This window comes from Ruegeria sp. BE3 (genome assembly GCF_056538865.1).
In genome coordinates, this window is the sequence record NZ_JBQFTW010000001.1 from 945312 (window position 1) to 958112 (window position 12801).

Annotated in this window: 12 protein-coding genes; 2 read left to right on the plus strand and 10 right to left on the minus strand. The window is 55.5% G+C overall.

Annotated features, from left to right (window positions below; all coding sequences use genetic code 11):
* Window positions 1-41 precede the first annotated feature (41 nt).
* Window positions 42-476 carry an ion channel gene (locus tag ACR0AZ_RS04685; RefSeq protein WP_480469732.1) on the plus strand — a complete coding sequence of 145 codons (435 nt, stop codon included), beginning with the start codon at window positions 42-44 and terminating at the stop codon, window positions 474-476.
* On the opposite strand, the gene cls is transcribed toward ACR0AZ_RS04685, so the two are convergent.
* From cls to ACR0AZ_RS04700, 3 genes are all read right to left on the minus strand, one after another.
* A complete protein-coding gene (gene cls / locus ACR0AZ_RS04690; RefSeq protein WP_480657605.1) occupies window positions 473-1885 on the minus strand; it encodes a cardiolipin synthase in 1413 nt (470 codons plus the stop codon). The genes ACR0AZ_RS04685 and cls overlap by 4 nt on opposite strands.
* A 24-nt stretch (window positions 1886-1909) precedes the next feature.
* Window positions 1910-2884 carry an HAD family hydrolase gene (locus ACR0AZ_RS04695; RefSeq protein ID WP_480666875.1) on the minus strand — a complete coding sequence of 325 codons (975 nt, stop codon included), beginning with the start codon at window positions 2882-2884 and terminating at the stop codon, window positions 1910-1912.
* A gap of 72 nt (window positions 2885-2956) precedes the next feature.
* Window positions 2957-4525, minus strand: coding sequence for an arylsulfatase (locus tag ACR0AZ_RS04700; protein WP_480658558.1), 1569 nt, complete (start codon window positions 4523-4525; stop codon window positions 2957-2959).
* Window positions 4526-4766: 241 nt separating this feature from the next.
* Between ACR0AZ_RS04700 and ACR0AZ_RS04705 the strand changes: the two genes are divergently transcribed.
* Entirely contained in the window at window positions 4767-5447 is a 681-nt protein-coding gene (locus tag ACR0AZ_RS04705) for a Crp/Fnr family transcriptional regulator (RefSeq protein WP_480666876.1), read from the plus strand.
* A gap of 3 nt (window positions 5448-5450) precedes the next feature.
* Here the strand turns inward: ACR0AZ_RS04705 and ACR0AZ_RS04710 are convergent, their stop codons facing one another.
* The 7 genes from ACR0AZ_RS04710 to ACR0AZ_RS04740 form a co-directional block, all read right to left on the minus strand.
* Window positions 5451-6680 carry a hypothetical protein gene (locus ACR0AZ_RS04710; RefSeq protein WP_480666878.1) on the minus strand — a complete coding sequence of 410 codons (1230 nt, stop codon included), beginning with the start codon at window positions 6678-6680 and terminating at the stop codon, window positions 5451-5453.
* Window positions 6677-8173, minus strand: coding sequence for a VWA domain-containing protein (locus tag ACR0AZ_RS04715; protein WP_480666879.1), 1497 nt, complete (start codon window positions 8171-8173; stop codon window positions 6677-6679). Before ACR0AZ_RS04715 ends, ACR0AZ_RS04710 begins: the two co-directional genes overlap by 4 nt.
* Window positions 8173-9159, minus strand: a complete 987-nt coding sequence (locus tag ACR0AZ_RS04720; protein ID WP_480666881.1) for a VWA domain-containing protein — start codon at window positions 9157-9159, stop codon at window positions 8173-8175. The genes ACR0AZ_RS04715 and ACR0AZ_RS04720 overlap by 1 nt, the downstream gene beginning before the upstream one ends.
* On the minus strand, window positions 9159-9632 hold the full coding sequence (locus ACR0AZ_RS04725) for a DUF4381 domain-containing protein (RefSeq protein WP_480666882.1): 474 nt from the start codon (window positions 9630-9632) through the stop codon (window positions 9159-9161). Before ACR0AZ_RS04725 ends, ACR0AZ_RS04720 begins: the two co-directional genes overlap by 1 nt.
* Window positions 9629-10576, minus strand: a complete 948-nt coding sequence (locus ACR0AZ_RS04730; protein WP_480666883.1) for a DUF58 domain-containing protein — start codon at window positions 10574-10576, stop codon at window positions 9629-9631. The genes ACR0AZ_RS04725 and ACR0AZ_RS04730 overlap by 4 nt, the downstream gene beginning before the upstream one ends.
* Before the next feature lie 19 nt (window positions 10577-10595).
* Window positions 10596-11573, minus strand: a complete 978-nt coding sequence (locus ACR0AZ_RS04735) for an AAA family ATPase (protein WP_480666885.1) — start codon at window positions 11571-11573, stop codon at window positions 10596-10598.
* A gap of 117 nt (window positions 11574-11690) precedes the next feature.
* Window positions 11691-12800, minus strand: a complete 1110-nt coding sequence (locus ACR0AZ_RS04740) for an acetoin utilization protein AcuC (RefSeq protein WP_480666886.1) — start codon at window positions 12798-12800, stop codon at window positions 11691-11693.
* Window position 12801: the final 1 nt, after the last annotated feature.

Here is a 12801-nt window from a genome sequence, read left to right on the forward strand (position 1 = left end):
ATGCTGCAAACAACGTCAGCGCAGAGGTCCGAGGCCGTTTCATGACTTTGTCACAGCAAATCCTTTGGGGCAGCCTCTATCTGGGTATTTGCTTTCTGATCGAGATTATCCTTCTGACCGTCTGTGTCATCGTCATCCGCAGGCTGGTGGACTGGTGGGAGACACGAAATACGATCATAGCGACTGCGGGACCGATCACGGTGGCGCTTTTGTTTATCGTTTTGACCCATACCGTGCAGGTCTGGATCTGGGCGATTGTCTGGGTGCTGGGGGATGTGTTGCCGGACTGGAACTCGGCGCTGTATTTTTCGCTGGTGACGTTCACGACGCTGGGTTACGGCGACATCGTGTTGGGTGAAGGGTTGCGGATATTCGGGGCGTTCGCTTCGGTTACGGGGCTGCTGGCATTTGGCCTGTCCACCGCTTTCCTTGTCGCCCTGATGACTCGCGTGTTCGAAGAACGGTTCCTGAGCTAGAGGATCGGCGCAAAGAGCCGCGCGAGCGGTGCGCCAAAGCGTATATGCACTGGTTGTTGCAGTAGATTTTGGGTCAGCTCGTAGCTCGATTCGAAATCGGTCTCGAGCATCTGTGCCACCGCATTCGCTGCGCGCGGGTCAAAGAACAGGGCCATCGCCTCGAAATTCAGCCGGAAAGAGCGGTTGTCCAGATTGGTGGTGCCAACCGCCGCCAAGGTATCGTCGACGACAAAAGCCTTCTGATGCATGAACCCGTCGGTATAGCGGAACACCCGCGCGCCGCAGTCACGGATTTCGTCGAAATAGGCAAAGGCGGCCAGCCAAGGCAGGCGGTGATCGATTACGTCGGGTACCAGAATGCGCACATCAACACCGCGCAGCGCGGCATGTTGCAGGGCGGTCATGATGTCGATGTCCGGCACGAAATAAGGTGAGGCGATCCAAAGGCGCTCTTTTGCTTCGGTGATGGCGGCAAAGAACATCATCGAACCGGTTTCCGTCTCGTCGCCCGGGCCGGTCGCCACAAGCAGAGCGTTCATATCCTGATCGGATTCGCTGCCAGCCCAGTCGAGCTCGTCGATCAAGTCTTCATCCCGAGCCCAGTGCCAGTCTTCAGTGAAGATCAATTGCAGCTGCCGGACGACATGGCCGGTCATTCGGATATGCGTATCGCGCCAACGCCCGAACCGAGGGCTTTGTCCAAGATACTCCACCCCGATGTTATGGCCCCCGATGAATCCGGTTTCACCATCGATGATCACCGTCTTGCGATGGTTGCGATAGTTCAGCTGGAACCGGAAATTCGGGCCGCGTTGTTCGCGGGGATCCGCAACATCAACCCCACCTTCACGCAGGGTTTCGAGGTAGCTGGTAGGCAAACCATAGCTGCCGACCGCATCGGTCATGAAACGCACATGCACGCCACGTTTGACGGCAGCGATCAGACGCTCTTGAACCTGCCGACCAAGGTCATCGTCACGCACGATGTAGAACTGGATCAGCACATAGTTTCTGGCCTTGTCAATCTCGTCCAGGATGGCATCAAAGGTGACTTGTCCATCGATCAATAGCTCGGCACCATTGCCGCGCGAAACGGGTAGGTGGGCAAGGGCCTCGAACGGTCGCGGATTGATCCGCAAGGTTTCCGGGTCGGGTTTCGAGAAATCGGCGAAGGTCTTGATTCCCTCGACTACGCGCTCGCTTTCCTGACGGGCGATGCGATAGCCACGAAATCGGTGGTGGCCGAGAAACAGATAGAGCGGAACACCAAAGACTGGTGCTGACAACAGGAACACCACCCAGCCGACTGCACCTTGTGGGGTACGCGCGGTTTGGGCTGCCCGCACCGAAAAGACCACTGCCGCACAGTAAAGCGCGAATACAGAAATCGAAACGAGCAAGGTCCACATCGGCGTCTAACAGTCCGGGATTGTTCAGTTTGTCCCAGTGTAGACGCGCGACCAGTCCTTGGCCATATCAACTATGACCCAGCCCATATCCGGCCCCTTATCCAGCCCGTCGACCAGCCGCCCGATCGGGCTTTCACGATCATAGGCCCATTCCCGATTAGGGTCGGTATGATGGATCAAAACGCCCAGACGCGGCCCGTCGCCGGCCGTTGTCCATTCCAGCATGGCGAAATCCCCGTCCGAGTTGCCCCCGGCCAGAACGGGACGTTTGCCGATGGTCCGTTCGATGTTGATTGGCTTGCCCTCCTTGTCGTCGACAAAGGCAATCCCAGGGGCCTTGATGATCATCGGAGCATCCCCCGACGTGTCATAGACAGTCTCTCCGTAGGTGCCCAGGACCTGATCCGGGGGGATACCATAGGCCTCTTCTGCAAAGACGCGCATGAAATGCAGCCCACCGCCCGAGACGATATAGGTTGTGAACCCTTCATCGCGCAGATAGCGCAGCAGTTCGACCATCGGTTGATAGGTCATTTGGTTGTAAGGTAGATCGGTGTCGCGATGACGCGCGGTGTTCAGCCACGTGGCGACGGTGGCCTGAAACTCTTCGACGCTTTCGCCGGAATGGGTGGCGTTGATCACCTCAATCAAAGCGTCATGTCCGCCTTCAAAAACGGTCTCGAGATCACCTTCGGCAGCTGCTTTCAGGATAGGGGTCGAGAGAATGCCGGGATCTTGTTTAGCCAGTTCAGCCAGCCGATCCATCGCGAAGATGAACTGAAAATATACCGGCTGTTCTGCCCAAAGCGTGCCGTCATTGTCGAAGACGGCAATCCGATCTGCCGGGGTCACATAGTCCGGCCCTTCCGGATCAGTAACCGCATTAACAAATTCGACGATTGCCTCTTTCGCACCCGTCGAATTCCAACTGGGTAAAGGGTCCGCAAGCAGAGGCAGTGGCGTGAAGGCCAATAAGGCGCCTAGAACAACGTGTCGCATGAGAATCTCATCGGTTTACAATGCTAAAAGGCCGCCCTTTACAGGGCGACCAATGATGCAGAACTGCCGAACCTAGTTGTTGGTCGGCGTTGTCAGCTTCTCCATGACCTGATCCAGGTTGAAGCTGGCAGCTTTCTGGCGGGGAGGGAACTCCTCAAACGTGCCTAGGAAAGCGCCAACATATTGTTGGGCCGGCACGAGGAAATAGGCCCGGTCCAGCAGCCAGTCATAGTAGGTGTTAGAGGTCCGATAGGCCCGTTCATACGGGTCGCGTCGCAGATTGACGATCAGAGGGATGCGCAGCTCGGTCCATGGCTCGATCCAGGCGCGCAGGGTTGCCCATGCTTTCTGCTCAAGGAAGATCAGTTTCCAATCTTCGAAGCGCAGCGCCGTGAGGTCGCCATCATCCGAGAAATAGAAGATCTCTTTGCGCGGGCTCTCAGTGCTTTCACCGGTCAGCAGAGGCAGCATGTTATAGCCATCCAGATGCACCTTGTACTCGCGCCCCATGCCTGAGGAACTGTAACCGGCCTTTAGCTTTTCCTTGATGTCGGGATCACCGGCAACCGCAAGGTAAGTGGGCAGCCAGTCCATGTGATGAACGATTTCATTGGTCACAGATCCGGCTTCGATCTGACCCGGCCAGCGCACCATGGATGGAACGCGCCATCCACCTTCCCAATTGGTGTTCTTTTCACCCCAGAATGGCGTCGCTGCCGCATCGGGCCAGGTGTTCATGTGTGGTCCGTTATCTGTGGAATAATGGACGATCGTGTTGTCGGCGATGCCAAGCTCGTCCAGCAGATCCAGCAATTGCCCCACATGCATGTCGTGTTCGATCATGCCCGCAGTATATTCATCCGCAACGCGGCCCGAAATTTCATTGGCCTTTGCGCGCATCTCGTCTTTGACATGGGTGCGGAAATGCATTCGCGTGCCGTTCCACCAGACATAGAAGGGCTGGCCTTGCTCATGTGCCCGCTGGATGAAATCGATCGCCGCGGCCACGGTTTCGTCATCCACAGTTTCCATGCGCTTGCGGGTCAAAGGGCCCGTGTCTTCGATGGTGCCATCGGACTTGGATTTGATGACGCCGCGCGGACCATACGCCTCGCGGAAGGTACGGCCATCGGACAGTATCCGGTCACCCGGATAGTCCTCGTTTTCTGGCTCTTCTTCAGCGTTCAGGTGGTAGAGGTTGCCAAAAAATTCATCAAATCCGTGGTTTGTCGGAAGGTGCTCATCCTTGTCGCCAAGGTGGTTTTTGCCAAACTGACCAGTGACATATCCGTGGTCTTTCAACAAACCCGCGATGGTCGGGTCTTCGACCTGCATACCAAGATCAGCACCGGGAAGACCAACCTTGGATAGACCGGTCCGGAACACGGACTGTCCCATGATATAGGACGACCGACCGGCGGTGCAGGATTGTTCACCATAGTAATCGGTAAAGATCATGCCTTCATTGGCCACGCGGTCGATGTTGGGTGTTTGATACCCCATCAGACCCATGGTATAGGCCGAAATGTTCGACTGACCGATATCATCGCCCCATATCACCAGAATATTGGGCTTCTGATCCTGCGCCCAGGCGGGCAGGGCGAGCGCGACGGAAAAGGTCGCAACTGCGAACTTGCGCATCGTGTTGCGCCAGCTATCTGCAATCATTTGTGGAGGTGACATAGGGTGCTCCTGACTAAGCGAGCTTTAATGGCCCGACCAATTGAGTTTTAGAGGCAGCGACTAGTCTGAACTTTGAAGCCGTGCGCAAGCTGTTGATTACCGACAGAAAAAATATGTAATGGTCCGGGAATCGAACGGAACTAGCTTAAGCGATGAAACGTGTCGAAAACCTATCATATGATCATTTTGAAAGATGCTAATGTTTGATAATGATGACGATATGAGAACTCTGACCCAAACCGACTGGTTTGGCACGCGTGATGCAAAGTTCCAAAACGACCTTTTGACCTGTGCAGTTGCCAGAACCTTCGACCCTGGCGAAACCCTCTATCACCATGGCGACCCGGCAAATGGTATCCACGCGGTACTTGATGGATCTGTACAGATCACGGCACCAGCCGATGATGGGCAGGAATTCGTGCTTCATCGGGATGGCATAGGCTTCTGGATTGGGGACCTTGCACTTTTTGCTGAGGCGCAGCGACTGGTCAGCGTCGTGAGCACTCAGAAGACTCGTACGTTATTCTTTCCTAGCTCTCGTATAGAGCGGCTGGTTCAAGAATATCCTGAATATGTCCGCGATTTCTATGCATTGACGCGGGAAAACATGAAAACGGCCCTGCGGATTATGGCGAACTTGGCGGTCACGGGTTCGGAAAAACGTCTAGTTCTGCGTTTGCTGCATCTGGACGAGGGCACGTCGAAATCCAATGGCTGGATCATTGTGTCTCAGGACGAGCTTGCGGCGATGGTTGCAGTGTCACAACCGACATTGCGTCGCAGCCTTCACCGCTTGGCGGATTTGGGCTTGGTTGAGTTGGGATATGGTCGACTACGTTTGATTGACAGGCGCAAATTGATCGCGAACTGTCAAAGTTGACTCCTAGGGATTGAGCGGTGACAACGCTCCGCGCTCGGGTCGTGCGGTACGGTCTAAGTCTTTCAGGCATTGCATTGCCGAAGCCCAATCTTCAGAGGGTTTCTGGTTCCCGCCGGAATACCGCGCGGCTCCAATCGTAGTCAGGCTGCGTTCGAGCGGTAATGCGTGATCGGGTCGATCGCTGCGCTTTTTCCAAAGCTCCAAAGCCCCATAAGCAGCGGCTAAATCCTGCGCCTGCAACGCAGATTTCAAGGCGTCAGTGGCGTATTTTCCCGAGGCAAGATATCTACGCTGCCGCGCATCGTTCCAGACCCGATAGCGTGGGCGAATAAATCGTACCGCAAGCCATGAAGCCGAAACAATAAACGCGATCCAAAGTGCTGCTCTAACAAGGGTTTCCGTGTCGGGAGGCTGCCACTTTGGCGGCGCCAGAATCAGCTCGGTTGCAGGGATCGAGGTCGTTTCGACTTTGTTGGTCTGCAAATTGAACCAGTTGATTGACACAGCGGGTAATTGGGTCTCGCCACCCTCCTGCGCGATATATACTGTCTCTTCGACGCGTGTTCCGGACAGCACTCCACGATCTTCTGCTTCTGTAAAGCGAGGCTCCTTGGGATATGCGCTCAGCAAGGAGGCGGGATCAGGCGGCGTCAATTTGGGGATCAACAGTGGTGTGGTGCCTGTGATCCGCGCGATCAGTTCGCGTGTGATGGCATCACCGGCCTGCATATCGGTCGGGCCGTCCACCTGCTGTTCAAGCAAGAACCCGGTTGCGATGATCAACGGATCAAGTCCTCGGGCACCTTCAGGCACCTCGGCGCTGAGCTGCACAGGCGGGAGTGCCAACGAAACCTGAACAGGGTCGTTGGTCTGAGGATCGGCATAAGTCACGACAATCTCTTGCGAGTTAAACGCAACCGGACCTGCTGCCAGAGGGTATAGGCGATAGCTGCGCTGAACGCCGGACCAGGTCGCTCCGTTCACTGTCTCGCTAATCGGTCCCGAAGCGCGCTCAGGCAGTCGAACCAAAAGGTTTTGTTGTTCCAATGAAGGAAACACCGGAGGTTGCGGCATGTAGGTCGGCACCAAAACCCTGATCCGGACGATCGTCGGTTGACCTACAATGACAGGCTCGTCAGGGACTTCGATTGTGACCTGAGGCGCAGTCGCTTCGCTGCCCTGAGCGAACACGGGACGAGCGAAAAGAAGAATGAAGAAAATAACGTATCTCATTCCTTTGGCTCCTGATTTTCCAGAAGAAACCGGTTGCGCAAGAAATCCTGCATATCGGTATCAATCGTACTGATCCACTGATCTGCTGAAAGCGTCTGTGGCCCGTCCTTGGGCGCCTGAATCGTAGTTTCGCTACCGCGCGCCGCGTCATTGTCGAACACTGTGTCATCCGCACCGATGCCAGCTTCCTCGCCTGTATCGGACTGTTCGCGGGTCGTTTCGACAAAATCCAGGATAGCTTTGGACAGCTCGAGATTGTGCTGCGCTTCGGGCCAACCCGGACGCCGATCCAGAGCGGTCTCGAAGGCCAGAATGGCTGGGCGATATTCTCGGTTTCGTATTCGGGCCATGCCTTCGGCAAACGCCGCTTCCGGAGTGTCCAGCCCGGCAAAAATGGTGGACGCTTGCGGATACTGCCCGTCCCTTAGATAGGCATAACCTTTGTGATAGGGGTCCTCAAACAATTCCGCGGCATCGCCAAAGCGCTTTTGGTTCATCGCAATCTGTCCTTGCTGGTCGGGAGTGAGGAACCAATCTCGCCACCCATCGGCGCGCGCTCCGGAGGGTGGCAGAACGAATATCGCCAGCAAAGCCCAACGGATCACCCAGCCTTTTCTGAACCATAGCAACGACAACAAGGCGGCGGGCCACGCCAGGATCCAGCCGTTATCCTGCCAGTCCAGGCGGTCATCTTCATCCAGCGCAGCTGTGTAGGCTGATTGAATCTGGCGTTGCAGTCGATCAATGTCTCGATTGTCGTCGGAGAACGGAACGACCGATGCGCCCTGGATGTTATCCAGCTGTGGAATACGTCCACTATCTGGCAACATTGTTAGAAAGAAAATATTGGTAGTTGAGGTATTTACTTCAGGCACTTGAGACGGATCGATGTCGTCCAATACGAACAGCACAGCCCCCGGGTTCTCGCTGTCCTCCAGTATGGATCGAGCCAACACGATGGCGTCAGTTGCGGCGTCACCTTCGACTGGCATGACCGCTGGCGTTAGACCCTCAAGCAGAGGGCGAAGGATGTTGGCATCTTCGGTCAAGGGGGCCACACGGTGCGGCGTTCCTGCATATGCTATCAGGGCGGTGCGCGCGCCAGAACGTTCGTTAATCAGATCGGCGATTTTGAACTTTGCGCGTTCCAACCGCGAGGGCGCAAGGTCAGCGGTATTCATACTGTCCGTGACTTTGAGGGCGATCACCAATGGGGCGGTATCCGCGATCAGCGGATTGGATGCGCGCGACCAAGTAGGACCTGAGGCCGCAAGGGCGACAAGTGTCGCGATGATCATCGCGACATCAATTGGCTGAACGTGGCGGGTCTCGTCCTTATCCACCTGCAAAGTAGCGGCCAGATGTGGAGCTATCCCCGCGGGCGGCTTGGCCTCAATTGCGGATTTAGGCCTGATCACCCACCACAAAGCGGCGATCGGGATGAGAAGCAGAAGGTAATAGCCTCGAATAAAATGGAAATCAGACAGCTCCATTACCGTATGACCTCCTTACGCCGCTGGGAGAAATGGAACCCGATTGCGCTGATAAGAATGACAATCAATGCAAATGCCAACGGAATATGGGTGAGGCTTTGTGTGGGACGATAGCTTTGAGTTTCCACTGTTCTGGGGTTGAGCTGATCAATGCGTTCGTAGGTCTGTGCGAGAGCTGAGGTGTCGTCGGCAAAGAAGTATTCGCCTCCGGTGCGATCGGCGATGTCCTTCAGCGTTTGCAGATCCACGCGGTCTTCTCCCGACGCGTTGGGATCTCCGACGCCAATCGTATAGACGACCACATTTTTTTCAGCGGCGATTGTCGAAGCATTTATCGGCGTCATTCGGCTTGAAGTATCGGCCCCGTCGCTGAGGACGATCATGAGACGTTGGTCGACCTCACTGGATTCAAACATTCTGATCCCGAGCCCGATCGCATCACCCAAGGCGGTATTCGGACCTGCCATTCCAACTTGAGTTTGATCCAGGAACCCATTCAAACTATTCAGGTCTTCCGTAAAAGGTGCTTGAATGAAGGCGCGTGTGCCAAAGATAATCAGTGCAATTCTATCGCCATCTCTTTCGGAAATAAATTTTCTCAAGACGTCTTTGACAGCCTCCAGCCTTTGCATCGGAGCACCAGACTCGGTTTCGAAGTCGCGTTGATCCATTGAGCCCGAAATGTCCAATGCAAGAACGACGTCACGTGCTGACTTTTCTATTACTATGGGATCGCCCAATCGTTCCGGACGAGCCAGAGACAGAACCAATAGAAGCCAGATCAGCACTACGCTCGTTGTTTGAAGCTGGGACCGACAAGGGATCATCGAACCCGATTTCGGCTCAACACCTGCCGCCTTTGCTATACGGCGAAAGAAAGGAATGCGTATGGAAGCGGCCTTTTTGCGCTGGGGCGGAGCAAGAAAATAGACCAGTAGCGGTAATGGAAGTAACAGAAATACCCACGGAGCAGTGAACGAAAACATCACTTTCTCCGATACGGTTTGTGGGATTTGACCCAGTGCTGTGCAAGCTGCGTGATGGCAGGGTTTGGTGGGGTATCTTGATACGGCGCTTTTGTCAGTAGTCGCCCTGTTTCGTCGTTAAATAATTTATTATCAATTGTTTGAGATAGAAACCTCAGCCAATCTTCACCATAAATTCCCGCAACTTGTTCGCGCGGATACGCGGCCAGTGCAGTGCGGCGAAGGATTTCGGCAACCTTTGAGGCAGAGATATCGGGCGACGCAAGCTCTGCCAGCGCGTACCGCCTGTAGGCATTCATGCGCCTGTGCCTAAGGATCATGACTGTGCCGAAAGCAGCGATACTCAGCAGGACGGCGGCGATCGCAACCCACCCCCATGTCTGGGGCATCATCGAAATAACCGTAGGCTCCGGCGCGGGTTCGAGCATGTCCAACAGATCAACCAAGGATTTTCCTGTGGTATCGACACTCATCTCAGCCCCCCACGATGTCCAATCAAGCGCAGCAACTGATCCAACGCGGATTCCGCCGTTGTCAAAGAAATGACCGGAAAACCATATCGTCGGGACCAGATGTGCAGTTGCGCTAGCCGATCCTCCATGGATTTTCGGATTTTTGCTGATAGTTCAGGGTCGGAACTGTCGATTTCGATCTGCTCGTCACAGTCGGAAACCGTCATTTTCAAGTTCGGTGCGAGGACCTGCGCTGTTGGATCCGCAATATTGAACACGATCAGATCGTTTGAGAGAGCCATGCGGCGCAACAAAGGTTCCGACCCGGCATCCAGCCCGTCGCAGTCCGAAAACAGGCAGATCAATCCACTGGTCTGGGTGATGCGCGCAGCTTCTGAAAGTATATCGTTCAGAGACACGGTTGGCTGTGGATTCAAACCTGCATGTAAGTGTGAATTGGCAGCTTCGATGGAGGACAAAAACCGGGTAAGGGCTGCTGCGCGGCGCTGTGGTCTGTGTTCGGCAACGTCTGTGTCGCCAAACACGAGGCCTCCGACACGATCGCCTTGGCCAAGAATCCGATGCGCCGCAATCGCAGCAGATTCGGCAGCGATGACGGATTTCATGTAGACTTTTGTTCCGAAGAACATCGAAATGCGCTGATCGACCAGCAGAAGAGCAGGGCGATCACGCTCCTCGGTATAGACCCTGACATGGGGCTTTCCCGTGCGCGCAGTGACCTTCCAATCGATGGTTCGGATGTCGTCACCGGGCAAGTAGTCGCGCAGTTCCTCAAAATTCAGGCCGCGGCCGCGTAAGCGCGAGGCGTGACGGCCATTCAGGATCGAGCGCGCAGGTTGGCGAGGTAGCAGGCTGAGTGCCCGCGATTTGAGCCCCAGCCGCAAAAGATGGTCAGCATCGACATGGATGCGTGGGTCGTTCGGATATGGCGCAGTCTGGGTCATGCTCCGATTTCCGTGGTGACTAGGGCAATGCAACCAAGCGCAACAGTTCTGCGATCACATCATCCGCGGATTTTCCCGATCCTTGGGCTTCGAAACTAAGGGTCACGCGATGGCGAAATACATCATGCGCAATGGCGCGGATGTCCGCAGGATCGACATAATCGCGACCGTTCATCCAGGCATGCGCGCGCCCGCATTTGTCTAGCGCCAGCGATGCACGCGGACTCGCTCCAATCTCAATCCAACTCGCAAGTTCCGGGCTTAAAGCTTCGGGCGTGCGCGTCGCCTGTACGAGGTCGGCCATATAGCGATCCATCGCGTCTGAGACGTGGATTTGCCCAATCTCGGAACGGGCGGCAAAAACAACATCCTGCGGAATGGCTGCGGGGGTTTCAGCGGACCCACCTTTGGCAGCAGCGATTTCTTCACTCCGGACAAGGCGGATCACTTCCACTTCGTCCTCAACCGGGGGATATGTGATCTGCACATGCATCAGAAACCGGTCCATCTGAGCCTCAGGTAAAGGGTAGGTGCCTTCCTGCTCGATGGGGTTCTGCGTCGCAATCACAATGAACAGGGGTTCCATCTTGTGGGTGGTGCCGGAAACGGTGACCTGCCGCTCCTCCATCGCTTCCAGCAGGGCGGCCTGCACTTTGGCGGGTGCTCGGTTGATCTCATCCGCAAGAACGATGTTGGCGAAGATGGGTCCGGGTTCGAATTTGAACTCACCCCCTGTATCGGTTTGCTGGAAAATCTCGGTTCCGGTCACATCCGAGGGCAACAGGTCCGGCGTGAATTGAATGCGGCTAAAACTTGCATCCATGTTCTTCGCCATTGCCTTGACCGCGCGCGTCTTGGCCAGGCCAGGCAGGCCTTCGATCAAAAGGTTGCCATTTGCCAGAAGACCGATCAGCAGGCGATCAATGACCTCGGTCTGACCGATGATCGATTGGCCCATAAGGGATCTGAGATCCATGATCTGGTTGAGTGCGCTCATAAAGAATATCCCGTAACCGCCCGATATGCAGGCTTTGCAACCAGATGTCTGCGAAAGCCGAGACTCGGGATTTTCAAGTGATGTTAAATTGTTATCAGGACGACGGCGTTCGGGCCACTAGGAATTCCGGTTTATGAGTTTTTGAATATCATTCGTAATCTGCTCGCGGATAGGTCCCGGGCTACAAGGATCACGCAGCGTGGTTGACCAATGCTTTGGCCTTTTCTGCCTGAGTTTTCGGTTCCAATACAGGCCATCCAAGATCGTTTGCTGATCTTCGCCCAAGTTTGATGGAATGTCACACCCGTTCAGGGTGGCCCAAACCCCGCTCCACAAACGTGCCACGGACCATGGGTTATACCCGCCACCGCCGAGGACCAGAAATCGGGACGTCAGGGCCTGAAGGCCGGCGACGGCACGCCAATGTGAATTGTTTGACAAAGCCAGCCGGGACAAGGGGTCTTCGACCACCGCATCAGCGCCGCATTGCAAGACAATGGCCTGCGGGTGGAATGCCTGAGTTACCGGAAGGATCATCTCGTCCAGTATGGCCTGAAACTCATCGTCGTTCAGTCCGCGATCAACGGGCAGGTTCCAGGCGGCACCGCCCGCGTCATCTTCCAGCTGTCCCGTGAAGGGCCATCTGCGGGCCTCATGCACTGAGATCATCCGCACCTTGGTCGAGCCGTGAAAGGCAGCCTCGACTCCATCGCAGTGATGCGCATCTATGTCTACATAGACGATTCGCTCCAGCCCCAGATCAAGTAGCCTGAGGATTGCGAGAACGGGATCGTTCAAATAGCAAAATCCGTTGGCCCGGTCGGCCATCCCATGATGGGTACCCCCGGCCGGGTTGAAGACGATCCCTCCGTCGCGGATCAGTTCTGCGCCCAGCATGGACCCACCGGCGGCGGTTGCCGGGCGTCGATACATCTCAGCAAAGACCGGGTTGGACAATGTTCCCAGCCCATATTTGCGTTTAACATCGTCAGTGACCGACTGGGTCTTTTCCGCCCGTTGCAGCGCCGAAATATAGTCCGGTGCATGAAACCTGTGCAGCGCCTTTGGTTTGGCGCATGGGCTTACCCTGTAGTTTTCCGAATCGAGCCACCCTAATGACTGGCACAGATCGATCACAGTGGACACGCGCGGGATCGCCAGAGGATGCTTCGCGCCATAAGTCGAGTTCCGATAGATCTCGGACCCTATGAATATAGGGCGGCGCATT